Origin of the sequence: Arthrobacter sp. MYb224 (assembly GCF_002975455.1) — a bacterium.
In the GTDB taxonomy this organism is placed as follows: domain Bacteria; phylum Actinomycetota; class Actinomycetes; order Actinomycetales; family Micrococcaceae; genus Glutamicibacter.
Window position 1 is genome coordinate 661,983 of the sequence record NZ_PCPU01000001.1, and the last position, 26,003, is coordinate 687,985.

The 26,003-nt window shown below is 57.7% G+C and carries 23 protein-coding genes; 4 read left to right on the forward strand and 19 right to left on the reverse strand.

The window, feature by feature from the left end; genetic code table 11:
* Window positions 1–80 precede the first annotated feature (80 nt).
* The 3 genes from CQ017_RS03140 to CQ017_RS03150 all read right to left on the reverse strand — a co-directional run bounded on the left by CQ017_RS03140 (window position 81) and on the right by CQ017_RS03150 (window position 2,621).
* Window positions 81–1,319 carry a hypothetical protein gene (locus CQ017_RS03140; protein ID WP_105649571.1) on the reverse strand — a complete coding sequence of 413 codons (1,239 nt, stop codon included), beginning with the start codon at window positions 1,317–1,319 and terminating at the stop codon, window positions 81–83.
* Window positions 1,316–1,900 (reverse strand): hypothetical protein, encoded by a 585-nt coding sequence (locus tag CQ017_RS03145; protein ID WP_105552446.1) that lies wholly within the window; start codon window positions 1,898–1,900, stop codon window positions 1,316–1,318. The genes CQ017_RS03140 and CQ017_RS03145 overlap by 4 nt, the downstream gene beginning before the upstream one ends.
* A 172-nt stretch (window positions 1,901–2,072) precedes the next feature.
* Window positions 2,073–2,621: a hypothetical protein gene (locus CQ017_RS03150; protein WP_105552447.1), complete on the reverse strand. Its 549-nt coding sequence runs from the start codon at window positions 2,619–2,621 to the stop codon at window positions 2,073–2,075.
* Between the two features lie 146 nt (window positions 2,622–2,767).
* Between CQ017_RS03150 and CQ017_RS03155 the strand changes: the two genes are divergently transcribed.
* The gene (locus tag CQ017_RS03155; RefSeq protein WP_105552448.1) at window positions 2,768–3,472 is read left to right on the forward strand and encodes a LysM peptidoglycan-binding domain-containing protein; all 705 of its coding nucleotides are present in this window, start codon (window positions 2,768–2,770) and stop codon (window positions 3,470–3,472) included.
* 13 nt (window positions 3,473–3,485) lie between these two features.
* Window positions 3,486–4,001: an Rv3235 family protein gene (locus CQ017_RS03160; protein ID WP_146112415.1), complete on the forward strand. Its 516-nt coding sequence runs from the start codon at window positions 3,486–3,488 to the stop codon at window positions 3,999–4,001.
* Here CQ017_RS03160 and secA read toward each other — a convergent pair.
* From secA to CQ017_RS03225, 13 genes are all read right to left on the reverse strand, one after another.
* The gene (secA, locus tag CQ017_RS03165) at window positions 3,998–6,652 is read right to left on the reverse strand and encodes a preprotein translocase subunit SecA (RefSeq protein WP_105552450.1); all 2,655 of its coding nucleotides are present in this window, start codon (window positions 6,650–6,652) and stop codon (window positions 3,998–4,000) included. The genes CQ017_RS03160 and secA overlap by 4 nt on opposite strands.
* Before the next feature lie 133 nt (window positions 6,653–6,785).
* On the reverse strand, window positions 6,786–7,910 hold the full coding sequence (locus CQ017_RS03170; protein ID WP_181150484.1) for a winged helix-turn-helix domain-containing protein: 1,125 nt from the start codon (window positions 7,908–7,910) through the stop codon (window positions 6,786–6,788).
* A 68-nt stretch (window positions 7,911–7,978) separates the two neighbouring features.
* Complete coding sequence (gene hpf, locus CQ017_RS03175) at window positions 7,979–8,677, reverse strand: ribosome hibernation-promoting factor, HPF/YfiA family (protein ID WP_105552452.1); 699 nt, start codon at window positions 8,675–8,677, stop codon at window positions 7,979–7,981.
* A 173-nt stretch (window positions 8,678–8,850) separates the two neighbouring features.
* On the reverse strand, window positions 8,851–9,558 hold the full coding sequence (locus tag CQ017_RS03180) for a ComF family protein (RefSeq protein ID WP_105552453.1): 708 nt from the start codon (window positions 9,556–9,558) through the stop codon (window positions 8,851–8,853).
* Window positions 9,559–9,694: 136 nt separating this feature from the next.
* Window positions 9,695–11,308, reverse strand: coding sequence for an LpqB family beta-propeller domain-containing protein (locus CQ017_RS03185; protein ID WP_181148226.1), 1,614 nt, complete (start codon window positions 11,306–11,308; stop codon window positions 9,695–9,697).
* 89 nt (window positions 11,309–11,397) lie between these two features.
* Window positions 11,398–13,131 (reverse strand): MtrAB system histidine kinase MtrB, encoded by a 1,734-nt coding sequence (gene mtrB / locus CQ017_RS03190; RefSeq protein WP_258133473.1) that lies wholly within the window; start codon window positions 13,129–13,131, stop codon window positions 11,398–11,400.
* 77 nt (window positions 13,132–13,208) lie between these two features.
* Complete coding sequence (mtrA, locus tag CQ017_RS03195; RefSeq protein ID WP_105552456.1) at window positions 13,209–13,889, reverse strand: MtrAB system response regulator MtrA; 681 nt, start codon at window positions 13,887–13,889, stop codon at window positions 13,209–13,211.
* A gap of 135 nt (window positions 13,890–14,024) precedes the next feature.
* Window positions 14,025–15,077, reverse strand: a complete 1,053-nt coding sequence (locus CQ017_RS03200) for a hypothetical protein (protein ID WP_105552457.1) — start codon at window positions 15,075–15,077, stop codon at window positions 14,025–14,027.
* The gene (locus tag CQ017_RS03205) at window positions 15,070–15,441 is read right to left on the reverse strand and encodes a chorismate mutase (RefSeq protein ID WP_096286604.1); all 372 of its coding nucleotides are present in this window, start codon (window positions 15,439–15,441) and stop codon (window positions 15,070–15,072) included. The genes CQ017_RS03200 and CQ017_RS03205 overlap by 8 nt, the downstream gene beginning before the upstream one ends.
* A gap of 97 nt (window positions 15,442–15,538) precedes the next feature.
* The gene (locus CQ017_RS03210; RefSeq protein WP_105552458.1) at window positions 15,539–17,200 is read right to left on the reverse strand and encodes an ABC transporter ATP-binding protein; all 1,662 of its coding nucleotides are present in this window, start codon (window positions 17,198–17,200) and stop codon (window positions 15,539–15,541) included.
* A gap of 20 nt (window positions 17,201–17,220) precedes the next feature.
* Window positions 17,221–18,198, reverse strand: coding sequence for an ABC transporter permease (locus CQ017_RS03215; RefSeq protein ID WP_105552459.1), 978 nt, complete (start codon window positions 18,196–18,198; stop codon window positions 17,221–17,223).
* Window positions 18,199–18,200: 2 nt separating this feature from the next.
* The gene (locus CQ017_RS03220) at window positions 18,201–19,292 is read right to left on the reverse strand and encodes an ABC transporter permease (RefSeq protein ID WP_105552460.1); all 1,092 of its coding nucleotides are present in this window, start codon (window positions 19,290–19,292) and stop codon (window positions 18,201–18,203) included.
* Between the two features lie 137 nt (window positions 19,293–19,429).
* The gene (locus tag CQ017_RS03225; protein ID WP_105552517.1) at window positions 19,430–21,064 is read right to left on the reverse strand and encodes an ABC transporter substrate-binding protein; all 1,635 of its coding nucleotides are present in this window, start codon (window positions 21,062–21,064) and stop codon (window positions 19,430–19,432) included.
* A 229-nt stretch (window positions 21,065–21,293) separates the two neighbouring features.
* On the opposite strand from CQ017_RS03225, the gene CQ017_RS03230 reads away from it, so the two are divergent.
* Window positions 21,294–21,662, forward strand: a complete 369-nt coding sequence (locus CQ017_RS03230; protein ID WP_096286613.1) for a hypothetical protein — start codon at window positions 21,294–21,296, stop codon at window positions 21,660–21,662.
* Between the two features lie 101 nt (window positions 21,663–21,763).
* On the opposite strand, the gene mnmA is transcribed toward CQ017_RS03230, so the two are convergent.
* From mnmA to CQ017_RS03245, 3 genes are read right to left on the reverse strand one after another with little or no spacing between them, the layout of a single operon-like run.
* The gene (gene mnmA, locus CQ017_RS03235) at window positions 21,764–22,897 is read right to left on the reverse strand and encodes a tRNA 2-thiouridine(34) synthase MnmA (protein WP_105552461.1); all 1,134 of its coding nucleotides are present in this window, start codon (window positions 22,895–22,897) and stop codon (window positions 21,764–21,766) included.
* Window positions 22,894–24,129, reverse strand: coding sequence for a cysteine desulfurase family protein (locus CQ017_RS03240; protein ID WP_105552462.1), 1,236 nt, complete (start codon window positions 24,127–24,129; stop codon window positions 22,894–22,896). Before CQ017_RS03240 ends, mnmA begins: the two co-directional genes overlap by 4 nt.
* A gap of 27 nt (window positions 24,130–24,156) precedes the next feature.
* Window positions 24,157–24,963, reverse strand: a complete 807-nt coding sequence (locus tag CQ017_RS03245; RefSeq protein ID WP_096284642.1) for a hypothetical protein — start codon at window positions 24,961–24,963, stop codon at window positions 24,157–24,159.
* 113 nt (window positions 24,964–25,076) lie between these two features.
* Here CQ017_RS03245 and folP point away from each other — a divergent pair, with 113 nt between their 5' ends.
* A complete protein-coding gene (gene folP, locus CQ017_RS03250; RefSeq protein ID WP_105552463.1) occupies window positions 25,077–26,003 on the forward strand; it encodes a dihydropteroate synthase in 927 nt (308 codons plus the stop codon).

The window sequence follows — 26,003 nt, forward strand, 5'->3', positions numbered from 1 at the left end:
AAGTTCTAATTAATCCGCGTCTTTGCGGATCTCCGATAGAAACCACACTACCGTGTTTTCGAGTACCAAAGTTCAAGGTTTCAGCCGATTCGACGACTCAGTCGCTTCCGTCTCTTTTCCGTGGATTTAATGCCCAGCAAACCTCGTATTTCAGTACGCAATGTACTCTTAGGGGCGATTTCAGCCAAGGGCGATCCGGCTAGTAGCGCCGCATTGCAGCTCACCACGTCTTGGGGCAGGTATCCAGCGATGCAATGATTGGGCCCGAACCGATCCCAGGTTTCCAGGAGACGCCGTTTGGGGCTATGCCCGGTATTCGCAGCACCGAGTTTATTGAAAACAATCTGCAGACTCACTCCGGGGACTTGATCTTCCAATTCATCGATCGCTCGAAGGGCGCGCGGGATCCCTACGCTATCTGCGGCGACAACCATAAATACTTCATCCGAACAGCGAAGCATCTCCACGGTGACCGCGTTGCGCTGAGGCGCTTGGGTGTCAAAGCTCAGTTGTTCGTCCATTTCCACCTGCGATGCGACATCAAGCACCACCAAATCATTGTGTTCACGCAAGACACTTGTCGCACGACGTAGCGCAGAGGCTCTCACCTCCGGCCACCTGCTTGACCGGGGCAGACCGGTGGCTACTTTGAGTATCGCAGTACCAACTTCGACGCTCAAGCAAGTTGCATCCAACCTTGCAGGTTCGCGTGATCCCGAGTCAATCACGCGACAAAGCTGCGCGATAGATGCGGATTCATCGAGCAGACCCAGCTGTATGGAAATGGACGCGGCAAAAGTATCGGCGTCCAGTATCACCACCGTTTTTCCTGAGAGCGCGGCTTCCACAGCGTAGTTCAGCGCCACCGTGCTTCGGCCCGGTGCACCCGCCGCGCCCCAAAAGCAGACAATTTTTCCGGTCGACAATGTCGCTTGCGCGGAGGCCTCGGTGACCTGTGCTTCGTCTAACTCATCGGGATGCGTCAATTCACGAAGCGCCTGCACCACGAGTAGTTCTAGCTCCAGCATTGGAACGCTCTCAATTACTTCGAGCATTCCTTGGGTGGTGCCACCGCTTCGAGGTTTTTCGTCCAGCAGTACCAGCACCGTTTGTTGCGAAATCACCGCGTCGATCTGTTCCAGTGGCGGCAGCAGCTCCCGACCGGACACCAACAGCACGTCTGTTGCGCCCACCGCACAGGCCGCAACGGCCTCCGCAATATCTTCACATACGCGAGTGACCATCAACTCGCCGCGATACCCTTCGATTTGGCGGACAACGTGTTCACCATTTCCCAAGACCACCACCGAGATACTCATTGCTGGGTACCGGCTGGATTGTAGATCACGATAATTCTCGATTCGTTAGCCAAGGCTTGAAGCAATGGCTCGAGATGGTCGGGTTCGACGAGCAGCTCCAGATTGGTACCGTTTTGATTCACGAGTCCCCCTGCGCGGGCAACCCGTGCAGAGACTTCCACCATGCTTGCCAACTGTTCTGGAACTCCGTACGCCGAACCGCCCTTTTCACGTTGGGCAATCCATACATCGACGAAACTACCCGGGGTAATCGCCGGCGTAAGATCCGCTGGCAGATCAATATTGATTGGCCGGCGGGAGCCCAATTCGTTGTGCGTAATGGAGTCGTTCGGGATGAACTCACCGGCTCCAATGAAGGTATTGGCGCGGGCGTTGGTAATGAGCTCCGGATTCGCTTCGAGGTATTGAACACCGGATTCCCCGAGTTTCACATTCTCAGTTCGAAGATTTTGCGTCGAGAGTTCTTCTCCCAGAGTGATGTTTGCTCCGGCTACATAAACCTCTGTGGTGTGGTTCAGTTCGCGCACGAGATAAACCGTGCCAACCACTGAAGCCACGACCAGGACCGCGCCCAGGGCCAATCTCGGGTCCTTCCACGTCGGTCGCTTTACTCGCGGTGCGCTAGCAGAACGGGTCGTGCCGGTGTTCTGTTCGCCGCTCATGCTCTGTCCTTTGCCCGCGCTAGCTACTTGTTTCGAGAGCCTACGACAAGTTTCGGTTGGTGTGAAGACCTATTCCGGGGCCTGTGGATTATTAGACATCGACGACTTGGACCCAGCCGACCGTATCTAGCGGCAGGAGCTGATAGCCGGTGATACTGCGATCACGCGCGTAATCGTCTCTGGGATGAAGCGCAATGATGAGAAAGTCTTTACCTACCTGCGACAAGGTTCCTTCGGCTACTGGCTTGCCGTTGATGTCATATGCCAAGGTTCGCTGGCGATCACGCAGCACGCCGCGAACCACGGTGGAGAACTTTACTGGCGACAAGCGCCCTGCGAGGTTAGAACCGATCTGATTCATTTCCAGTGAACGCAGCGCCAAATTCTTCACCAGCCAACGCTTGCCTTCATTTTCGAGGCAGAAATATTCTCTACCGATGGGGCCAAGCCTTGCGTTTATTTCGTATTCGCCGGCCAGCTTCAGGGCAACTGCCGATCCTTGAAGCCGAAGCAAGCGCTCATGCATTTGCTCTGTAGCTCGTTCGATACGAATACTTTCCGCTACCTCTTCGCGGAACTGTGCCGCCAGTTGGGCTTCGGCCTGGGCCTCAAGATCTTCAAAAAGGGAATCCCATCGCATGCGCCCACTGTACGAGAGAAGAGTTTTTCGGGAAACCCTCTTCCATAAAATCAATTAAAGTGTCATCATCTATATCTAACTACAGCAAACTGCATCAAATTACATAAAAAGAGGCGAGATGGATGTTCCGCTTAAGGAAGACTTTCATGGTCGGCCTGCTGACTGGTGCAACGTTGGTCATCCTGTTGGCCTTGGCCGAATGGGCCGTACGTTCACGGCCCCACTTCGATCCAGCTGGCGACATGTCGCAGAACTTGCTGGTGTTATTTCTGCTTGGCACCGGAGTCCTCTTTGGTGCGTACCTGATTTTTTATGCTCTCCTGCGCGCGGCATTTAACGCGGCACGCCACGGGCATGGCGGCTTCTTGGAATTGTTGATCCGGTTGGCCCCAAGCTTGGCTCACCGTGCAGTGGGCCCGATCTTAGGAACAACGTTGGCACTGTCCGGAACCGGCATTGCCAACGGCGCGACGACTCCTCACCCGGATATCTCGCACCACCAAACCGGAGAGCTGGCATCTTTGCCACACAGCCCAGAAACTGCCTCAGCACAGCCAAATACCGAAATCCCAACACCGGGCTGGTTTCCTGGCTCACTGAGCATTCCTATGAACCGACTTCTGGGATCCGGGAATGACCGAAAAAGTGCCTCTGCGCAACCGGATCATGTAGTCGTCGCATCTGGACAAACCTTATGGAGCATCGCCAACGACTTGCTCAACAGACACGGATCGCCTGCCGAGATTGCCGAGCTTTGGCCGCAAATATATGAGTTGAACCGCCAGGTGATCGGGGAGGACCCAAATCTGCTGCGGCTTGGTATCGAACTGCAGTTGCCCAAAACCGACTAGGGAGGAAAACACCGTGAGCATCGAGTCAGAGCTGCTTGCCAACCGGACAAGAAATAGCAGGGCAGGCAGCTGCCCAAACACACCGCTACGCTTCACCGCAGAACATCGCCAGCCCAACGCCAACAGATCGCCACAGCAAATTTCGTTGGCCATGGATCGCATATTTCATCGACCGGCGATTGCACCATCCGAGCGCAAGACCGTCGTCGAACTCTCTCATGCGGTGTCCCGAGCGATCTTCGAGATCATCGCTGGATATCGTTCGGTGAGCCAATTGGCTTTTGTCATGGACCCCGAATGCGTAAAAAAGCTTCGTTCGCAGGCAATTCTGCAAACCGGTGGCTACACCGTCCAGCCGATGCCGGGCACCAGCCACGGCGAGGTACGTTCGCTGCATTTGTGGCCTACGATATCCGGTGCCTACGAATGCTCGGTCATCGTGGCCTTTAAACACCGCGTCCGCGCCGTAGCTCTCAGAATTGAGCCATGGCACGGACGATGGCAAATCACCAGTGTGGAAATGCTTTAGCGGCGCTTACTTTTCTTGTTCTTTTTGGCCGGGTTCGAAGCTTGCTTGGCCTGGGTACTGGCTTCGCCGTCCTCGTCAGGCCCGGTGAACTGCAAGTTCTTCGGAACGGCCGGTTCGCCCACTGCACCGGAGGATTCCTGACTCGTTTCCGATCCGGCTGGCACGTCGAGGTTGAAGAGTGTTCCGATGCTTTCTTCACGGATGGATTCCATCATGGTCTGGAACATGGTGTATCCCTCGCGCTGGTATTCAACCAACGGATCGCGCTGAGCCATGGCACGCAGACCGATGCCTTCCTTGAGATAGTCCATCTCGTACAGGTGCTCTTGCCACTTGCGACCGATCGTGGAAAGCACGACGCGGCGTTCGAGATCTCGCAAGACCTCGGAGCCGATGGCCTTTTCGCGCAGTTCATACTGGTACTTAGCGTCCGAGAGGATCTCGGTTTCAAGGAACTGTGGAGTTAGATGCCCAACGCCGTGCACCTCCTCGACCACTTCATCGACAGTGAGGCCGATCGGGTAAAGCTGCTTGAGGTTTGTCCACAGCTGCTTCAGGTCCCAATCATCCGGGTTGCCAACCAGAGTGACCTCGTTGACCATGGATTTCACGACGTCTTCGAGGAAGTGGCTGACCTTCTCGTCGATATTCTCGCCTTCTAGGATCGCGCGGCGGTCGGCGTAGATTGCTTCACGCTGACGGTTCATCACGTCATCGTATTTCAGCACGTTCTTACGCTGTTCGGCGTTTACTCCCTCGACCTGCGCCTGCGCGGACTCGATGGCCTTGGAGACCATTTTAGATTCCAGGGCCACCTCGTCTGGCATCGACGGATTATTCATGATGCGTTCAGCCATGCCGGAGTTGAACCGCCGCATCAGGTCATCGGTCATCGAGAGGTAGAAACGGGACTCACCCGGGTCACCCTGACGACCCGCACGACCACGCAGCTGGTTGTCGATACGCCGCGATTCGTGGCGCTCGGTGCCAAGCACGTACAGCCCACCGAGCGCAGTGACCTCATCGGCTTCGCTAGCCACGGTGGCCTTGGCTTTCGCAAAGACCTCGTCCCAGACCTTGTTGTACTCCTCCGGATGGTTCTCCGGATCCAATCCTCGGCGTTCCATTTCGGCGACGGCCAGGAACTCGGCGTTGCCGCCGAGCATGATATCGGTACCACGTCCGGCCATGTTGGTGGAGACGGTGACGCCATTTTTACGACCCGCCATGGCAACGACTGCAGCTTCGCGTGCGTGCTGTTTAGCGTTCAGCACCTCGTGGCGAATGCCGCCCTTGGAGAGCAGCCGCGACAGATATTCGCTTTTTTCAACGCTGGTGGTACCCACCAGGATGGGCTGTCCGGTTCCGTGACGTTCGGCGATGTCTTCGACGACCGCATTGAATTTGGAAACTTCATTCTTGTAGATCAGGTCGGCCTGATCGTTTCGAATGGCCGGGCGGTTTGTTGGAATCTCGACGACACCGAGCTTGTAGGTACCCATGAATTCGGCGGCTTCAGTCTGCGCGGTACCGGTCATGCCCGAGATCTTGTCGTACATGCGGAAGTAGTTCTGCAAGGTGATGGTCGCCAAGGTCTGATTCTCAGCCTTAATGCTGACACCTTCCTTGGCTTCGATGGCCTGATGCATGCCTTCGGAATAGCGGCGGCCCTCAAGGGCGCGTCCGGTGTGCTCATCGACGATCATGACTTCGTCCTTGACAACGACGTAGTCCTTGTCTTTTTTGAACAGTTCCTTGGCTTTAATAGCGTTGTTCAGGAAACCGATCAGCGGGGTGTTATTCGATTCGTACAGGTTGTCGATGCCAAGATAGTCTTCGACCTTCTCGATACCGTCTTCCAGCACACCGATGGTGCGCTTCTTTTCGTCGACTTCATAGTCATCCTCACGGTCGAGGCGTTTGACGATCTTGGCGAATTCGGTGTACCAACGGTTCACGTCGCCTGATGCTTGGCCCGAAATGATCAATGGCGTACGTGCCTCGTCGATCAGAATCGAGTCGACCTCATCGACGATTACAAAGTTGTGTCCGCGCTGGACAAGTTCGGTCTTATTCCATGCCATGTTGTCGCGCAGGTAATCGAATCCGAATTCATTGTTCGTTCCGTAGGTAATGTCGTTCTCGTATTGTTTACGCCGCGCGGCTGGATCCATATTGGACAAGATGCAACCACAGCTCAAGCCGAGGAATCGGAAAACACGACCCATAAGATCCGACTGATACTGCGCGAGGAAGTCGTTGGTGGTCACCACGTGCACGCCCTTACCGGACAGGGCATTCAGATAAGCCGGCGCAGTCGCAACCAGGGTCTTACCTTCACCGGTACGCATTTCTGCGATATTACCCAGGTGCAGTGCAGCGCCACCCATGAGCTGCACGTCGAAGTGGCGCATGCCCAGAACTCGGTCTGAGGCCTCGCGAACGGCCGCGAAAGCTTCCGGAAGCAATGCTTCAAGAGTTTCGCCTTCTGCTAAACGAGCACGGAACTTATCGGTCTCGGCTTTAAGCTCCTCGTCCGACATGTCGCGAAATTCGTCTTCCAACGTATTGATCGTGTCGGCGTAAGCTCGAAGAGTCTTTAGAATCTTCTTGTCGCCGGTACGCAAAATACGTTCTAGCAATGATGCCACGTGGTAGCTCCCAATATCTCAAGCACAGTAAATTCTGGCGTCTTTAGTCTACGTGAGGAAAACAGCACAACTTGCTATTTCCCGGGGCGGTTTGGTGTTCTGCATGCAAATAGGAACTGCGCTAACAGGCTGTTCACAGCCTGTATTTCACGTTGTCTAAGGCAAGCCAGCGCGCCATTCGTCCGAGTTCAATTTCCAAGGCAGCAGCAACTTCGTTCGGTGCGTGCGCCTCATAATGCACCGAATTTACCTGCAATTCGCCCTTCGCGCGGTCGGCTTTCAAATCGACCCTACCAACGAAGCGCTCCCCGTAAAGCATTGGGAAAACATAATAACCATAGCGACGCTTCTCTTTGGGAACATAGATTTCGACTCGGTATTCGAAATCAAAGAAGCGTTCCAGCCGCTTGCGGTTGAACACCATCGAATCAAATGGCGCCAATAAGCGCAGATCCGGTGCGATTCTCCGAGGGATTTTCGTACCGGGGATCATGAAACACGTCTCTGTCACTCGTTCAACTTGCACGCGTTCCACCAGTCCCTCGTCAGCCATGGATTCCAGAGCTGCCTGAACCTCACGAATTGGCAATCTGAAGTATTCGGCAACGCAATGCTTTGTACCAATGCCTTGAGCGGTCAAGGACTCTACGACTAGCCGACGTAGCGCCTGATATTTATGCTCTTGGTCGACCGCCGGCAGCTCCGGCAAGACATCCTGGCTCAGTGCGAATAATCGCTCGAACTGCGTGTTTCGACCCAATGCAAGAATCCTGCCCTGCGCAAATAATGCTTCGGTGACAATCTTGGTGTCATTCCAGTTCCATCCCCAGTGGTTTCGATCCTTCATGGGATTGACTCCCAGCGAGGCACTGAGCTGGCGTGCGCTAGTACCCGGGTGCAACGAGAGGTGCTCGATTACCCGGGCACTCAGGTCCTTCAAATCGCCATCGAATTGTTCCGAACGATCAACCCAGCGCCGGCGTTGCCAGGGCACGAGATCTGCCACGAGCTCGCTACGCACATAGCTTGCCTCATGTGCCCAGTATTCGGTTGCCGGTCCATGCCGTTGCGACACCAAGGCATCCAGCAGTTGGGTGTCGTAGTGACCAAGTCGAGCGAACAATGGAATATAGTGCGCCCTGCTGACGACGTTTATCGAGTCAATCTGCAATTGCCCGATTGCGTCAAGAACCCCCACAAGGTGGCGCTTGGAAACCTTGGTCTGCTTGCGTGGTCGAGACAGACCTTGGGCGGCCAACGCAATTCTTCGTGCTTGAGATAAGCCCAGAGTGCGTTGACCGCCCAGGTCGTGAGAGTTGTTAATGATTAGCCCTCGTTAGCCAGGGCCTTATCGCGGTAACCGCGAACTTCGGTTGGCAATTCGTCGTTTTCACCCAATGACGGGTCGAGGGTGATGACGCCGTACTGGTACTGGGTACGTCCGTAGACGACCGAATGAGCGCCGGTGGCTTCATCGATAAACAGATAGAAGGGGTGCCCAACGAGTTCCATGCGATCAACTGCGTCATCAACGCTCATGACTTCAGCGGGGAAGACCTTGCGGCGAATGACGACCGGCGAATACTCCGCTTCCTTCGCGTTTGCCTCGGCTTCAGCATTTGCCTGGGCTTCGAGCGTCTCCTGCACCAAAGATTTGTCGCTTGGAGCTACGGGTAGCGAGCTAGTCGCCTCGTGGACAGCGATTGGCGCATGGTTTCCACGATGAACCTTCCGCTTATCCCGTGCCTTGCGCAATCTTTCGAGGAGCTTTGCGAATGCGATGTCGAACGCCGCAAATTTATCTGCTCCGCGAGCTTCCGCACGAATTGCGGGGCCCCGTGAAACGACCGTCAGTTCGACGCTAAGCGCGGTGCTCTGGTTGCGGGCGTGTGCTTCCTTGACGACTTTCACATCGATGCGCTGAATCTTGCTGGCCAGCTGGTCGACCTTGGTGATTTTCTCGTCAACGTACTCACGGAATCGATCCGAGACGGTGATATTACGTCCGCTGTAATTCAGCTCCATGGTGTCCTCCAATAGGGAGTCGGGTGACACAACAGCCCGGGGTTTTCCTCCCCCAAAGGCTGAAGATGGGCCTTCGCTGCATCTGTGATGCAACCCATACTTCACCCTATGCCACATCCGGCAGGATTCAAGTACCAAACAGCCAGATTTCATATCGCGTTCAGCGAAATCGGCTAGTCCTCGTCATCGCTAGGTGGTTTTGTGAATGCGAGAACCACGGCTCCAATCACGTCGTAGCCTGCTTCAAAGCAAGCCAGCGCCGCACTGCGAAGGGTGGACCCCGTGGTCGTGACGTCGTCGACGAGAATTATCGGCTGTCCCGAATACTTCGGAATTTCCGCAATCAGCCGCGAGTCACCGCTTCGCCGCGCGGGCCCAGCTTTGCTCTTCTGCTGCCCACCAAGAAGCTGACGGAAACGATAGTGAAGTACCGGTGAGGTCCGAGTGTGCTCCCCGAGCAGCCTCTGGCGCTGTGCCATTTTCAGCATGACCTCTACTGGTCGATAACCGCGCGTGCTCAGGGCACGCACGGAGCTGGGCATGGGAACCACCAACGTAGGCTGGCCCAATACTCTAGGAGGACAAGCAATATTAATCGCCGCGGCCAGGAAAGGAGCGAACTCTTGGCCCAAGAAATGACGTTGTTGATTCTTGTAGGCCAAGATAGCTCGCGCCAGTTCGTTGCTGTAGATACCGCTGGCGCTGACCGGCAGCTGCCACTGCGTACTGGGCAGCTCAATATAGAACTGCAGCTGATCCCCCAATGGTGGTAAAAACAGCTGCTGATGAATCTTGTGCCGGCATTCGGGGCAAAGCCTAAAATCCGCACGCTCGCAAATTGCGCAACTCGTAGGTAAAAGTAGGTTCAGCGTCTCGCGCACCGAGTGAATGATCCATCCGGCGCTCCGCGCATGAACCAGCGCATCAAGTAAGCCAGCGGAACGGCGTTGGAGTGACATGCTTCAAGGATGTCGCTGCAACCGCCTTGCGCTGGAAGATGTCTCACCAATTGTGAATTCAGCCCGGGTATGCGACGTCTTTGGCGTAGTCATCGAGCGCATGCCATGAATTGCCCACCCGCGTGTAAAGTTCCTCGCTCGTTTCGGCATACACCGGTCGGCGATCTCCGACACCCGAGGTTATGCCGCTCATGCCGAGCAGCAGACCCAACCGTTCAGATCCATGCTCGAAAGTGATTTGTTCCGCTGCAACCTGTTCGGTTGCGCTCAACTCGGCCACAATGATTGAACGATCCGAGTCCCATACGGCGGTGGAAACTGGCACATCTGGGAAGATTTCCATCGGCTCGTCGGTCAGTCCGCGTGGCACACCATCGGCGTCACGCACGATGCCGGCGACGTATACTTTAGCTTCGTCATTCTCTTCGGCCACGATCAGCGCACGTGCGCCATCACGCGAAATAGCCAAGGAACTGATTTTGGTGTCTTCGAGCCAGGAGACGCTAATCGGGCGCACTTCTCCCTGCCCGGCCACATCTTCGGGCACCACCAGCAGCGGATGCTCCGCGGTGTTGTCAGCCGTCCAGGTCCAGCCCGCGATGTCCATCGAGGGGCGGATTAAGGCGCCGCCTTGAGCGGCCACGCTGACGCTTCCGCTCTCGCTGATCGTCATCAATTGCGTGCCCTTGCCATTGAGGAAGGCATACCGATTCCCCACCGCTGACATGGCAGGATGGCGCGGGTGGAACGCCGAAATGTCCGGGACTCCGCCAACGGGGATGATCGATCGTCCTTTGACGTAAACCAGCGATTCATTGGAAATCGCGATCAGTGTGTCCGGGGTACTCGGATTGATCAGCGCCGGCACAAAGTTTGCCGACGGCGAGCCCAAGGTCACTTCGGTTTCATCTTGAAGCATGCGCACAATGCTCACGGAGGACAAGGGCGATAACGTTTTTTCAAGTTGCTGCTGCATGAGCTGTTTCGCATGATCAGAGGCATCGCTGAGGCTCTCGGCGCTGAGATCAACCGTCGCCGTTCCATCTCGCACCGGCACCGCCGAACGCACGAGCGTACTTGCCGGAGAAAAGGCCGAAACGACGGCGTTCTGCAGATATGGCGCCGGACCAGCCAATAAGGCCTCCACCATAGACGTCGTCGTACCCGCGCCAGAGGTAAACCAGCGGACATCGGGCACCAAATATTGGTAGCTGGCGTCGTAGAAATAAATAGTTTGCGGAGCGAAGATCTTGCTGAAGGAACTCGATTCCAGCATGATCCCGTCCGGCGCATTGGAAATCCGCCATTGGTTATCCACCTGGGTAAGTTCCACGTCCACGGCGCGCGTTGAATGCTCTGGTTCTTGGGTGTAAACACCCATCGCGTCAACCTCACCAGATATTTCCAGTTGCACCGTGTATCGGTTACTTTCGGCACCGGTGAGTACGTTCATCGCCTCATAGATCAGCGTGCGGGTATTCCCGCGCCAGTCGGCCCCCAACTCTGGGGTCATGAATTCCCGCGAAAGCGCATAATCTTCGAGGACCGATCGTCCAGCTTCGACGAACCCTTCGACGATACGGCGTGCATCTGCACCTTCCGTTGGCCCTTGGGCATCAAAGCGAAAAGGCTGCGATTCGCCCTGGTCGGATTCGGCTTCAATCTTCTGCACGGTCGAATTACGTGGGATGGCGGCGCAGCTTGAAAGTATGAGCAGCCCGGTAAATACGATAGTTAGAACTCTCAGCAACCGTAAGCGCATTATTTGCCCTCCCCCGGATTCTCGGATGGATCCACCGGCTTGGGGAAGATTTCGTCCTCGATAAGAATATCTTCGTCGTCCAAGATCAACGGCGTGTAGCCGATCTTCGGCACCTCACCGGTCAACGGGAAGGAATCACCGAGCAGACCGAGAATTTCTTCCGTCACCGGAGGTTCCAATGGAAGTGGGGATGAGGTAATCGCGTCGTGCGCGGTCCGCGGCAAGGTCAAGCGGAATGCCGAGCCCACGCCCTTCTTTCCCCAGGCTTCCAGGCGTCCGTCATGCAACCGGGTATCTTCCATTGAAATGGACAGGCCCAACCCCGAGCCGCCGGTAGTCCGGGCACGTGCCGGGTCCGCACGCCAGAAGCGATCGAAAACATGTTTGCAGGCCTCGGGACTCATCCCGATGCCGTAGTCTCGCACGGTCACCGCGACCGAGCTTTCGTTCTGGCCGATGGTGATATCGATGGGGTTCTGTTCGCCGTGTTCTACGGCGTTTAGCACGAGGTTTCGCACCACACGCTCAACTCGGCGCGGGTCGAATTCCGCCACGCATCCCTCTGCCGGGGCGTTGAACCGGATAATCGAGCCATATTCATCGGCCACGGGCGTGGCGGTGTCGATCACCTTTCGTACAATGACGTTCAGGTCGGTGGACTCTCGATCAAGGACCGCAACGCCGGCGTCGAATCTGGACACTTCCAAGAGGTCATTGAGTAGGTTCTGGAAACGTTCAATCTGCTCATACATGAGCTCCGCCGAACGGGCGGTGAGCGGATCAAAGTTCTCGCGAGCATCGTGAATTAGCTCAGCGGCCATACGCACTGTGGTCAGCGGGGTTCGCAATTCGTGGGAAACATCGGAAACGAAACGTTGCTGCATGGCCGAGAGGTGATTGAGCTGGGTAATCTGTTCTTGCAGCGAGTGCGCCATGTGATTGAAGGCAGTACCGAGTCTGGCGACTTCATCCTTGCCAGCAACCTTCATCCTCCGGTCGAGATCGCCCGAGGCAATCCGTTCGGATACATACGCCGCGTCTGCAACTGGACGCACTACGGTGCGGGATACAGACCAGGAAATAAAGCCAACGACTAGCAACAAGACCAGACCGGTAAAGGCCATGGCACGGTTGATGAATTCCAGGGTGTCCTGCACGCTGGATAAGTCATAGACCAAGTACAGCCCATATTCACGGCCCGGAGGGATCAACACCTTGGTGCCGATGATGATGCCTGGCTGAATCTCCGAACCAACGCCAAGCTCAATTGAACGCCAAAAAATCCCCGAATCGCTCTGCACACTTTCGGCCAGGTCGTCTGGGACTACCCGGGTAGTCAATGAGCCAGAAGCGGTGGGTCCTACATACAGGTTTTCATCACCTGCGACCGGAATTGGTTTGAGCACAAAGTCACGGATCACCGTGGCTCCGTCGCCTTCTAGCGTCGCCAAGGTCGAGTTCACCAAGGACTGGGTAGAAACACGGTCGGTTGTGGAGGCAGATTCAAGAATTGAACGCGCCTGAGCCAGACCACGTTCAGATTCTTTTGAAATCTGATTAAACCGCTCGCTGAATAGCGCGGAGGAAATCTGGTTGGACAAAAAAGCGCCGGCTGCCAACAGCGCCAAGGAGGTAAAGAGCAAGGTCGAAATCACCGTGCGATACATCAGGTGGCGCTGCCAGCGCTGCCGAATCCATTCAATAGGTCGTTTGACCCAAAGCCTTACCCTCAAGAATGCAGGAGCTACCGGAGGAATTTGAGCACGCACTTCGACCGGTGCAATCTCGCTTCCGGTCGTGGCGTGTTCACTCAACTTGCCGTACCAGCCTTGTAACCCACACCGCGAATGGTCTGAATGACCTGTGGTTTTTCAGGGTCTAATTCAATTTTGGACCGCAATCGCTGCACGTGAACGTTCACCAGGCGCGTATCGGCTGCGTGTCGGTAACCCCATACAGCTTCCAAGAGCTGCTCGCGGCTGAAGACCTGCCACGGTTTACGTGCCATGGTGACCAATAGATCGAATTCAAGTGGGGTGAGGGAGACCTGATTACCAGCGCGGGTCACGCGGTGCCCGGCGACATCGATTGTCACGTCCCCCACGGTCAGAGTTTCTGCCACATGCGTTTCATTCGGGCGCAACCGGGCTCGAACGCGCGCTACCAGCTCTGCTGGCTTAAAGGGCTTGGGCACATAGTCGTCAGCCCCGGATTCCAAGCCGCGAACAACATCTGCGGTATCAGATTTTGCGGTCAGCATGACCACCGGAACGTCCGACTCCGCACGAATCTGCTTGCAGACCTCGATGCCGTCAATTCCAGGCAACATCAGGTCTAACAGAACCAGGTCGGGATTAGCTTCGCGGAATGCCTCGATTGCGCCGGATCCGTCGTAGCAAAATGATGCTTCGAAACCATCATTCTGCAAGACGATGCCGATCATCTCCGACAACGCCTCGTCATCATCGACGACTAAAATCCGAAACTTCATACAACATCCCCCTGAAACCGAAAACAGTGGCGTCACCCACGTCGCCTATACGGGTACTTTTACTTTCCCCACTCTTCCTAAGATACATGACACACCCCCGTTTTCGTGCTGTGACCGCACAAATCAAGGATTCCGCTACGCGTCAACCCGCGTTTGCTCCAAAGCTTGGGCATAACCGGTTAAATGTTGCAGGCATTCAACCACCTGATTTGCACTCGCGTTGGCAAACGTGCCTGCGGGCATCAGCGTCAGCTGGCCTAACTGCGTCAACGGCAGGCCAAGCTGCCGCCACGGCCGGAGCACCTTGTTCACCCCGTCGACAACTCCCGGGGCACGCTTGCCCGGTTCAAGTAGCTGAAGGTAAATCTGCGCCCCGGTTTCCACCAAAGCTGCGACGCGCTCCCATGAGCGGTGATCCATTCGCGCCGGATCGATCACATACCCTTGCACACCGGCCTGATGCAAGATGTCCACGCGTTTGATCCACTGCTCATCGGCGCTGGGCAGATTAACGACTATTTGCGTGCCTTCGACCTCGGCAAGCGTCTGCACAAACCGGGAGTAAACCTCGCGCACCTCCTGTCGTGGAATGGAGCGTAAAGTGCGATATCCGCTGGCGGTGGGCAATGCGCCGTCAAGCACAGCGGGCAGCTGCGGCTCATCGAGCTGCACCGTAAATCTTTGAATCGTGGTGCTCCCGCGCATCCGCAGGAGCTGCTGCTTCACCCCGTCGGCATAAGCCTCCAAGACATCCCGGCGTGCCCCGTGATCAATCAGGATCCGTTCACCGTGCTGCAGGTAGAGCCCTGCCGCCAATGACCACGGCCCAAGGGTCGAAATCTTCAGTCGCGTCGCTGGTTTCTTCTCGGCGCCGATGACATCAGCCAAGAGGTTTTCGTCGCTGCGCAACAAGCTCCGCGCCCGACGGGCATCAATCCCATCGGTGACCCCGATGCGCCAACCATGCGGTTGCAGGTCAAAGCCCATGTCGCTGACCATGCTGGCGCTTCGGCCCAGTGCATCGGAACCCATGCCGCGGTCCACTAATTGCGGGAAAACCGCCAGATTCGGTTCGCCTAGTTCCCCGCGGATAACCTTGTGAATCTCCAACGGATCTTGACCGGGAAATTGGCAGAACGAGGTGACGAAGACATCCGAACGGGCGAAATCGTCACTTGGTTCAGTCATTTTTATGCGCGTCAGAAATGTTCTGATGGTGGCGAATGACCTCGGAGATGATGAAGTTCAAAAACTTCTCGGCAAACTCCGGGTCAAGGTGTGCCTCGTGAGCCAAGGTGCGCAAGCGCTGAATCTGCGCTTTTTCACGATTGAGATCGCTGGGCGGCAGGTCATGACGTGCTTTAAGCAGACCCACGCGTTGTGTGGCCTTAAAACGTTCGGCAAGCAGATACACCAACTGGGCATCGAAGTTATCGATGCTTCCACGGATGGCGTACAACTCGTCGAGGACTTCTTGCTCAACTTCCCCTGGCAGAGAACTTGCATGCGGGTCGAATTCCTCGATAGGGGCAGTAGTGTTCGGCTCGCTCATGATGTTTAGTTTACGTGGTCATCTCGTGTATTTCCCATTAAGTGACGTTGCCCCGACAACCTGAAAAAGGATGTCGGGGCAAAATCTAGAATCCAGGCTAGGCGCCGTTCAATTCTTCAATGATCTTTCGTCGCACGGCTTGTTCGCGAGGATCCGGAACTGGCAGGGACGCGATCAAACGCTGAGTGTAGGCATTTTGCGGCGCGGAAAGCACCTTGGAGCCTAACCCCTCCTCGATCAATGAACCCCGGAACAAGACGCCCACCCACGAAGCCAACAGGTCAACCACTGCGAGGTCGTGGGAGACGAACAACGCGGCGAATCCTAGTTCCGCCTGCAATTCACGGAATAGTTCGAGTACCTTCGCCTGCACTGACACGTCCAGCGCGCTCGTGGGCTCATCGGCGATCAGCAGCTTAGGTTCCAGCGCCAAGGCCCGCGCCAAGGAAGCTCGCTGACGTTGACCGCCAGAAAGCTCATGCGGGTACCGATCGGCAAAGCCTCCGGGCAGCTGCACGGATTCCAAGAGCGCAGCGACCTTTGACCGAGTCTGTGAAGGGTTCAGTTCTCGGTGCACGTTCAACGGTTCGGCCACGCACTCCCCCACGGTCAGATGCGGGTTGAAGCTCGCCGCGGGATCCTGGAAAACGAAACCGATCTGCTTGCGCAGCGGCTTGAAGCTGCGTTCCTTGAACTGCGCCATTTCATAGCCGAGCACCTGCAGCGAACCATCGGTGATCCTATTGAGCCCGGCGATGCTGCGCCCGATGGTTGTTTTTCCAGACCCTGACTCGCCCACCAGTCCATAAACCTCACCGGCGTGAATCTTCAGATCCACTCCGTCCACCGCGGTGAATCCAGGAGCTCCGAGACGTCCAGGGAAATGCACCCGTAGCCCCTTGGCCTCCACGAGCACTTCGGCTTGGGCGTGGGGCCGCTCTTCCAGGCCGGCAGAGGCGGAATTGCGTCCCAGATGCGGTACGGCCGCCAGCAGCGTTCTGGTGTACTCGTCCTGCGGGTTCTCGAACAGCTCACGCGAAGTTGCTTGTTCGACAATCTGCCCTTGGTTCATCACGATGACCCGGTCCGCGATGTCTGCCACCACGCCCATGTTGTGGGTGATGATCACAATTGCGGTCCCCAGCTCATCGCGCAGGTTCCGCAGCAGAGCCAGGATTTCGGCCTGCACCGTGACATCCAGCGCGGTGGTCGGCTCATCGGCCACGATCAAATCGGGTTCCAGCGCCAGCGCCGCGGCGATCACCACACGCTGCTTCTGCCCGCCGGAGAACTGGTGCGGATAGTAATCCACGCGTTGTTCCGGATCCGGAATGCCTACCTGGCGCATCGCCTCGACGGCGCGCGCCTTGGCTTCCTTTTTCGACAGCTTGGTGTGTGCACGGATGCCCTCCATGATTTGCCAGCCAACGGTGTACACCGGGTTCAGTGCGGTGGATGGCTCCTGAAAGATCATCGACACGTCTCGTCCGCGAGCCGCCCGCAATGCGGACCCCTGGAGGGTCAGCATATTCTGGCCCTTCAGGTAGACAGCGCCATGCGAGGCACCATTTTCCGCCAAGATCCCCAAGGCGGTGCGCGCGGTCACCGACTTACCCGATCCGGATTCGCCGACGATGGCCAGGATCTCCCCTGGCTTGACCGACAAATCCACGCCGCGGACCGCAGGGACGGCCCCCGCATCCGTGACAAAGTCGACATTCAGGTTCTCGATGCGCAACACATTCTCTGTGGCGTTCATGTCAGTTTTCAGATTGTTACTCACCGTGCGGCTCCTGCCTGCGTGATGCGTTGTGCCTTCTTGCGGCTGAAACGACGCAGCCGTGGATCGTTGAGGTCATTCATCGATTCGCCGACCAGGGTCAGGCCCATGACCGTGAGCACGATGGCAAGACCTGGGAACAGCCCGGTCCACCAGATGCCGCTGGTCGCGTCGGACATCGCGCGGTTCAGGTCGAAGCCCCATTCGGACGCGGCGGTCGGTTCGATGCCGAATCCGAGGAAGCCCAGGCCGGCAAGCGTCAACAGCGCTTCGGTGGCGTTCAGGGTGAAGATCAACGGCAAGGTGCGCGTCGAGTTGCGCAATAGGTGCGTGGTCATCACGCGCCACGGGCTGGCACCGATGACCTGCGCCGATTCAACGAAAGGTTCGGCTTTCAGGCGCATCACCTCGGCGCGCACCACGCGGAAGTACTGCGGGATGAAGACCACGGTAATGGATATTGCCGCCGCCATGATGCCGCCCCAGAGGCTCGATTGGCCCTGTGAGATGACGATGGACATCACGATGGCCAGCAAGAGTGACGGGAATGCGTAGATCGCGTCGGCGAGCACCACCATGATGCGGTCAAACCAGCCACCGAGGTAGCCGGAGATCAGGCCCAACAGCACTCCGACGAACAGCGACATCAGCACCGCGGCGATAATCACCCAGATCGCAGTTCGCGCACCGTACATGGTGCGGGAGAAGACATCGTAGCCGGTGACGGTGGTCCCCCAAATGAACTTGTCATCGGGAGCCGCCTGGCGCGGGAAGTCGCCGGACATATCTGATGACTGGGCGAAATCAAAGGGAGCAATCAACGGGGCGAAGAGGGCCGAGAAAATAAACAACGCCGAAAGTGCAAGGCCGGCGATCAACATGCCGCGCTGGAGACCAGAGGACATGCGCAGGTGTGAAACGACCGGAAGCCGGGCGAACCAGGACTTTCGGGCCGAGGCAATCGAAGGGATGCTCATGATTAGTACCTGACTCTCGGGTCGATCAGGGCCGCAAGGACGTCAACAATGAAGTTGGTGACCGCCACGATAATGGCCAGCACCACTACGATGCCCTGTACCGCGACGAAGTCTCGGGCGGTGAGGTACTCGGCCAGCTTGAAGCCGAGCCCGGCCCACTCGAAGGTGGTTTCGGTGAGCACCGCGCCGCCGAGCAGCATGGCGATCTGCAACCCCATCACGGTGATGATGGGAATCAATGCCGGGCGGTAAGCGTGCTTGGTAACCAGGCGGAATTCGCTGACGCCGCGTGAACGTCCGGCTTCAACATATTCTCGTCCCAGTGTGCCAATCGCGTTGGTGCGCACCAGACGCAGGAACACCCCACCGGTCAGCAACCCCAAGGCCAACGCCGGGAGCACCGCGTGGGCGGCTACGTCGCCGAAGGCGTTCAGGTTACCGCTGCGCAGGGCATCCAGCCAATAAATGCCAGAAGGGTTTTGCAGACCGGTCAGCGCAAGTTCGGTCTGCCAATCGGCACGACCGTTGATCGGGAGCCAATCCAGCCACACCCCGAAGATCAGCTTGAGCAGCAGGCCGGCGAAGAAGACCGGGGTCGCATAGGAGAGGATCGCCAGGATGCGCAGGACTGCATCCGGGTAGCGGTCACGGAATTTTGCCGCGACCAGACCCAAGGGGATGCCTACAAGCAACGCGACGAGTACCGCGTTAACCGCAAGTTCTAAGGTAGCTGCGCCATAGGTCACCAAGACCTCGGTGACAGCACGGTTATCGCTCATGGTGCGTCCGAGATTTCCGGTGAACACCTGGCCTAGGTATTCGATGTACTGGATGAGAACCGGGCGATCATAGCCGGCCTCATGAATTCGTATGGCCAATTGGTCTGGAGTTAGACGTCCACCCATGGCAGCGGTAATCGGGTCACCGGTTACGCGCATGAGGAAGAAGACCACCGTGATGAGGATGAAAACGGTGGGAATGATCAACAGGAAGCGGGTAATCAGATAGCGGAGGAATCCTCCGCCCTTCTGCTTCGCTGGTTTGCGCGCAGGTGCCGGGCTGTGAGTTTCGCCCGTTTGCGACGTGATTGTCATCTTTTGTCCTTAGTATCAGGATCAGAATTTTGGTGCATGGTCCGAAATGGACATGCCAAGGGGATCTACCTGGTGCACGAAGTTCTGCACTTGAGGTAGATCCCCTGGTCTTAGGTGTACTTACGGTGCCGTCGAGACTACTTGCTCAGCACACCGAGGCGGAACTTGAATGATGCGTCCAGGGTCTTTTCGACACCCTGAACGTCCTTGCCGGCCACGGCCACCTGCGAGCCTTGCAAGAGCGGCAAGGTGGACAGATCTTCGGCGACCATTCGCTGCAGCTCCTCGATCGAGGCGGTACGCTCCGCAACGTCGGACTGGCCGCGCTGCTCGGAGATCAGCGAATCGACCTCCGCGTTGTCGTAGCCGTTCGACAGGAAGTTCTCGGTAGCGAAGAACGGGGACAAGTAGTTGTCGGCGTCCGAGTAGTCCGGGAACCAGCCCAGCTGGTAGGCGGGATAGTCGGTGACGCGCTGCTTCTGGTAGGTAACCCACTCGGTCGACTTCAAGTCAACGTCGAACAGGCCATCGGCTTCGAGCTGCTTTTCAACTAGCGCGTACTCGTCACCCGAGTTCGGTCCGTAGTGATCCGGGTTGTACTGCAGCGCGAGCTCCACCGGGGTCTCCACGCCAGCGTCTTCCAGAACCTTCTTGGCCTTGGCAGCATCTGGCTTGCCATCGGTGCCGTACATATCCTTCAACGGTTCGATCGCACCGGTGAATCCCTGTGGGACGTAGGAGTATGCAGGTGTGTAGGTGTCCTTGTAGACGTTCGTGGCGATCGCCTGGCGGTCTACCAGATGTGCGGCTGCCTGACGTACCGCCAGGGACTTGGCTTCGTCAGCGTCCTCGGTCTTGGCGCCGAATGGCATCGAATCGAAGTTGAAGACGATGTAGCGAAGCTCGCCACCAGGGCCCTTGTGGACCGCGAGGCTCTCTTCCTTGCCCAGATCTTCAATGTCCGTTGGGGTCAGCGAGCGCCAGGCAACATCGATCTTGCCCTGCTGCACCTCGAGCTTGAGGTTGTTCGCGTCCGCGTAGTACTTGATCGCTGCCTTCGAGTTGGCCGGTGCACCGAGCACGCCTTGGTAGGCTTCATTCGCCGCGAAGGAAATCAAGTTGTTCTTGTTGTAGGAATCGATGATGTACTGGCCGCCGAAGGCGTTGGCATCCACGATTTTCTGGTCATCGAGAACCTCGTCGGCCGGGAAGACCTCGTCGTCAACGATGGGGCCGACCGGCGAGGTGAGCACCTGAGGGAAGGTCTGGTCCTCGGCAACCTTGAGCTTGAAGACCACGGTGGTGGCGTCCGGAGCTTCAACCGATTCCATGTTGCCCAACAGCGATGATGGGCCGTTGGGGTCCGCGATCTCCAGCTGGCGGTCGAAGGAGAACTTCACATCCTTCGAATCAAGATCATTTCCGTTGGCCCACTTCAATCCCGGCTTCAACTTAACGGTGAATTCGGTAGGGCTGGTGTACTCGGCCGACTCGGCCAGGTCATTGGATGGGTCTGGGCTGCCCGGTTCCGAGTTCAGCACAAACGGGTAGATCTGGTTCATGACCATAAACGAGCCGTTGTCGTAAGAGGCCGCTGGGTCAAGCGACGTTACTTTATCGGTCGTGCCCAAGGTGATGGGGGCACTGCTGGCTTCACCGGATCCGTTGTCACCCGAGTCATTTGATGACGGACCGGTGCAACCGGTCAGCGCGATGGCGGAAATACCGATAACGGCAGCTGCGAGTCGCATACCGTTCTTTTTGCTGGCCATGAGCAATCCTTCTCTGTCGTAGAACATGCGGAGTGATAGTTAGCACATGCTTCATACAGCCTAAGTGATGGAGCTCACGAAAGGCGAATGAATTATCCGGTTTCGGCGCAGAAAGTGAGACCCATGCCGCATCCCCGGGTGATCTCCACCTCGCTTTCGGATGCTTTTAAATGCCGCGAGAGCAATGACATATACCTAAGAATGCCCCCGTACTCTAGGCTTGGAGACGATGATGACACGTAGAGACGCAGCAATTGCGTTGGATATTCCCATGGAAATGGCCAAGCGCCATGGCGTCCCTTCGCGAATGAGCGAAAAAGAATTTGCCGAGCTCAATGCAAACCCGCCGGCCTGGCTGGTCCAGTCGCGGGCTAATCGCAAAGCCGGCAGCCGCCCGGTTTGGGTCCACCTGACCTGCATCGTATGCGGGCAAGACGAATACGAACGTCCAAAGAAGTGGTGGCCGAACTTCGACTTCGTGCACTGCGCCATTCACTCCCCCGCCCAGCTTCCGAAACTGGAGACGGGAAAGACCCGCGTGGAGTACCAAGACATTTCCGCACGCATGTTCGGCATTGTCGACGAGGGCAACGAATAGCCGGCGGTAACTGAAAATTAACTAGGTCGGCCCGAGAATCCTTGTGGATTCTCGGGCCGACCTAGTTAATTTTGCAGACACCAAGAGGTGTCGTGGGAAGGCTAGAGTACCGAAGCCGGGTCCCATGCAGAAGACCGGGCCGAATCGATCGTCGCCTGGCCCAGGACACGGGTTTCCTGGTAAACGACCATGGTCTGGCCCGGTGCGACGCCGCGCATCCCCTCGGGAAGCTGAACGACCAAAACCTCGGACCCATCGGCACGCTCCATGCGCGCCTTGGCGGTCACCGGATCGCCATGGGCACGAACCTGCACCATGCAATCGAATTCTTCGCCGGCGAGCACCGCCGGGATCGGCACTCCGGCCCAGGAGATCCGGATGCCGCGCAGCTCATCGACCGCAAGCAAAGCCTCGGGCCCGACGATCACCTTGTTGTCCTTCGGGCGGATTTCCAGCACGAAGCGCGGCTTGCCGTCGGATGCCGGCCGTCCCAAGCGCAGGCCCTTGCGTTGGCCCACGGTGAATGCCTGCGCACCTTCGTGCTCGCCGAGCTGGTTTCCGTCTTGATCGACGATGTCGCCCGGCTTCATTTCGATACGCTCGGCCAGCCAGCCGCGCGTATCCCCGTCGGGGATGAAGCAGATGTCGTAGCTGTCGGGTTTATTGGCCACGGTGAGCCCGCGGGCTTCCGCCTCGGCGCGCACCTCGGCCTTGGAAGGGGTCTCCGCCAGCGGGAACATGCAGTGCTCGAGCTGCTGGTGGGTGAGCACGCCGAGCACGTAGGACTGGTCCTTGGCCCAGTCCGCCGCGCGGTGCAATTCCGGGTTGCCCGATTCGTCACGCAATACCTTGGCGTAGTGGCCGGTGCAGACCGCGTCGAAGCCCAGCGCCAGTGCCTTCTCCAGCAATGCCGCGAATTTGATCTTCTCGTTGCAGCGCATGCACGGGTTCGGGGTGCGTCCGGCCTCATACTCGTCGACGAAATCCTGGACCACATCCTCGGCGAACCGATCGGAGAAATCCCAAACGTAGTAGGGGATGCCCAGTTTGTCGCAGGCGCGCCATGCGTCGTTGGAGTCCTCCACCGTGCAACAGCCGCGCGAACCGGTGCGCAGGGTCCCGGGCATGCGAGAGAGCGCCAGGTGGACTCCGACTACGTCGTGCCCGGCTTCGACCGCACGTGCTGCGGCGACTGCCGAATCGACGCCGCCGGACATCGCTGCTAGTACCTTCATCGTGTAAAACCCGTCCCTGCTGTGTGAATGCTGCTTTCGTCTGCCGCCATACCGGCTTTCTTTGCCCGTTGATAGGCTTCGGGCAGCGCCTCTAAAAGTATGTCAACGTCCTCACGCGTGGATGTATGCCCCAATGTGAAGCGTTGCACACTTCGTGCGCTTCGCGCATCCCTGCCCATGGCCACCAGCACGTGCGAGGGTTGCGGCACGCCCGCGGTGCAGGCAGAACCGGTGGAGGATGCAATCCCAAACATGTCCAAGAGGAACAATAAGGAGTCCCCCTCGCATTCTGGGAAGGTGAAATGCAGGTTTCCCGGTAGCCGTTTGCCCTCGTTCAGCGCATCGCGTGGACCGTTGAGCACCGCTTCGGGGATGCTTTGCGCGATCCGCTGCACCGCATAGTCGCGAAGTTCACTGAGTCGTTTGCTCTCGGCATCCAAATTGGCTTGGACCGCGGTTGCCGCCGCCGCAAACCCTGCCGCCGACGCCGCGTTCAAGGTGCCAGAGCGGAGTTTGCGTTCATGGCCGCCACCGTGCTGGACGGGCATCAGGACAATGTCGCGGCGTACCAGCAAGCCACCGATTCCTACCGGGCCGCCGACCTTATGGGCGCTGATGGCCATGGTTGCCAGACCGCTCGCCGCAAAATCCGTAGGGACGGTGCCGAAGGCCTGTACCGCGTCCGAATGCACCGGAATCTGGTACTTAGCGGCCAGGGCCACGAAAGCGGAGATCGGTTCAATGGTGCCTACCTCGTTGTTTGCCCACATGAGGGTGCCCAACGCGATCCGCTCGTGGTTCGCCTCGATGAGCTCTTCGGCTGCCTGCAGATCCAGCACGCCGTCGGCGTCGACCGGCATCCATAGAAGCGTCGCGTATTCGTGGGTTTCGAGCCAGGCCACGGTGTCCAGCACCGCATGGTGTTCAATTCCAGCCACCAAAATGCTGCGAGCTTCCGGGTTCTTCTCTGTCCGATTCCAGAACAGGCCCTTGAGCGCCAAGTTATCGGATTCGGTTCCGCCGGAGGTAAAGATCACTTCGGTTGGATGAGCCGCTGCCACCCCGGCGATCTTCGTGCGTGCCTCGTCGATCACGCGGTTGGCGCGGCGACCGGCACCGTGCAACGAGGAGGGGTTGCCGGTGTGGGCGAATTGCTCGGTCATGGCCGACAACGCCGCCGGGTTGAGGTCGGTAGTTGCCGCGTGATCGAGGTATACGGCGGAATTAGTCATCGTCTTAATGGTACGAGCTTTCCCTGCCTAGTTTGAATGGCCAATACGTGTGAATTGCCCGACTTCAATGGCTTCCAGCAACGGATCGCGCAAAATTGCCTCGATAAGCTCGGCCGAGCCACCGATCAGCGTGCAGTCATCATAAGGTTCGGTAGACAGCATCCAGCTGCGGTCTTCGGGAAAAGCCAAGGCCGGGCGTTGACGCTGCGGACCTTCGACCGTCGTCGCCCAAAGCGGCTGCGCCAAAAATTCGCCATCCACTTCGAAGAGCCGGTAGTTTCGGTAACCGCCGCCTAGTTCAAGCGCCGGCGTCGTGAGCACCTCCGGTGCGAAGGCAGGACGTTGCGCCTCGGCGAGCGCGGCGGCGTGAGCGGCCTGGTTTTCTTCGTCGCTGAGCTCCGGATCGGGTTCGTTCTCGATCTGGATGCGTTCGCCACCTTCAATGAAGGCATAGCCTCCCCAAAGGCCGACCACGAACTTTTCCTGCTCAGTTGCCGCGCGGAGCTGCTTCACCAGCGCCTGCCACTGCTCTACAGGCAACTCGTCTACCGGCAGGTCGGTCTCTTCCCAGGCATCCTCGGCTGCCGGGTTGCCCTGGGCATCCCAGCCGGCGACAGTTTCGAAGAGATCTGCTGCGGTGAGGATATGGCCGCGGCTGCTAGCCACGGTCCCCCACTTCACCGGCTGGTCAAACTCGTCATAGGCCGGATGCAAGATCCGCGCGTAGCGTTCGTAACCCACGGGCACTTGCGCGACTACCGTCAGCTGGTCGGCGGTGGCGCAGGAATCAATGATCCATTGGCCCTGGGTGGCTGAGACATGGGAGAACTGCATAGTACAAGCCTAACCAGCATCCAGACATATCCCGCATCAGGTCGCGAGCGGGTGATATGAATGAACAAAGCAATGCGCAGCGGCACGACCGCGAATCAAGGGAGACCAGGTCGATGTTTTTACCCGAGTTGCAGGTTCCGATTCACCACTTTTCGCGTCGGAGCATAGATTTCTCGCGGACCATCGCGGTGATGGCAGTGATCAACCGCACCCCGGATTCTTTCTATGATGCCGGGTCCACCTTCGGTTTGGACGAAGCAGTCTCCTCGGCGATGCGTGCGGTGCAGGCCGGAGCGGACTGGATTGATATCGGCGGCGTACCGTTTTCGCCCGGCCCGGAGCTCCCCTGGGAGGAAGAAGCCGCACGTGTGGTTCCAGTGATCGAAGCGGTACGCAAACAAAGTGATGTGGTGATTTCCGCCGACACGTTCCTCCCGGAAGTTGCCCAAGCCGCGATCAATGCCGGAGCGGATGTCATCAACGACACCACCGGGCTGGCCTACCCCGAGATGGCTCAAGTTGTTGCCCGAAACAATGTGCATCTGGTGCTGACTCATTCGTTGGCGAAACCACGCACCGTCTATCCCCGCCCGCAGTACCAGAATGTGGTTACCGAAGTGCGCGACTATCTGGCGCAAAAGGTCCAGCTGGCACTGGACTCAGGAATCCACGCGTCAAAGATCATCATTGATCCGGGGCACGACCTGAATAAGAACACCCGGCACACCCTGGATCTGACCGCGAATTTTGAGGCCATCGCCGCGTTGGGATACCCGGCCCTCGCGGCGGTATCCAATAAGGATTTCATCGGTGAAACCTTGGACCTGCCCAAACCCGAACGTCTCATCGGTTCCATGGTGGCGGCAACCATGTGCGTGATGGGTGGGGCGCGGATCATCCGGATGCACAATATCGCCGAATCCGTGCAAACCGTCCGGTTGATAGAAGCGGCACAGGGGTGGCGGGACCCTGCCTACCAGATCCACAACATGGGCGAGGTCAATCCCCCTGCCCATCCCGAACGTGAAGCCAGCCGATAG

Bases quoted from the DNA above. Each gene is read 5' to 3' on its own strand.
- CQ017_RS03140 (WP_105649571.1), bottom strand. From the start codon at position 1,319: ATGAGTATCTCGGTGGTGGTCTTGGGAAATGGTGAACACGTTGTCCGC.
- CQ017_RS03150 (WP_105552447.1), bottom strand. From the start codon at position 2,621: ATGCGATGGGATTCCCTTTTTGAAGATCTTGAGGCCCAGGCCGAAGCC.
- CQ017_RS03155 (WP_105552448.1), top strand. From the start codon at position 2,768: ATGGTCGGCCTGCTGACTGGTGCAACGTTGGTCATCCTGTTGGCCTTG.
- hpf (WP_105552452.1), bottom strand. From the start codon at position 8,677: ATGGAGCTGAATTACAGCGGACGTAATATCACCGTCTCGGATCGATTC.
- mtrA (WP_105552456.1), bottom strand. From the start codon at position 13,889: ATGAAGTTTCGGATTTTAGTCGTCGATGATGACGAGGCGTTGTCGGAG.
- CQ017_RS03200 (WP_105552457.1), bottom strand. From the start codon at position 15,077: ATGACTGAACCAAGTGACGATTTCGCCCGTTCGGATGTCTTCGTCACC.
- CQ017_RS03205 (WP_096286604.1), bottom strand. From the start codon at position 15,441: ATGAGCGAGCCGAACACTACTGCCCCTATCGAGGAATTCGACCCGCAT.
- CQ017_RS03210 (WP_105552458.1), bottom strand. From the start codon at position 17,200: ATGAACGCCACAGAGAATGTGTTGCGCATCGAGAACCTGAATGTCGAC.
- CQ017_RS03215 (WP_105552459.1), bottom strand. From the start codon at position 18,198: ATGAGCATCCCTTCGATTGCCTCGGCCCGAAAGTCCTGGTTCGCCCGG.
- CQ017_RS03220 (WP_105552460.1), bottom strand. From the start codon at position 19,292: ATGACAATCACGTCGCAAACGGGCGAAACTCACAGCCCGGCACCTGCG.
- CQ017_RS03225 (WP_105552517.1), bottom strand. From the start codon at position 21,064: ATGGCCAGCAAAAAGAACGGTATGCGACTCGCAGCTGCCGTTATCGGT.
- CQ017_RS03230 (WP_096286613.1), top strand. From the start codon at position 21,294: ATGATGACACGTAGAGACGCAGCAATTGCGTTGGATATTCCCATGGAA.
- mnmA (WP_105552461.1), bottom strand. From the start codon at position 22,897: ATGAAGGTACTAGCAGCGATGTCCGGCGGCGTCGATTCGGCAGTCGCC.
- CQ017_RS03240 (WP_105552462.1), bottom strand. From the start codon at position 24,129: ATGACTAATTCCGCCGTATACCTCGATCACGCGGCAACTACCGACCTC.
- CQ017_RS03245 (WP_096284642.1), bottom strand. From the start codon at position 24,963: ATGCAGTTCTCCCATGTCTCAGCCACCCAGGGCCAATGGATCATTGAT.
- folP (WP_105552463.1), top strand. From the start codon at position 25,077: ATGTTTTTACCCGAGTTGCAGGTTCCGATTCACCACTTTTCGCGTCGG.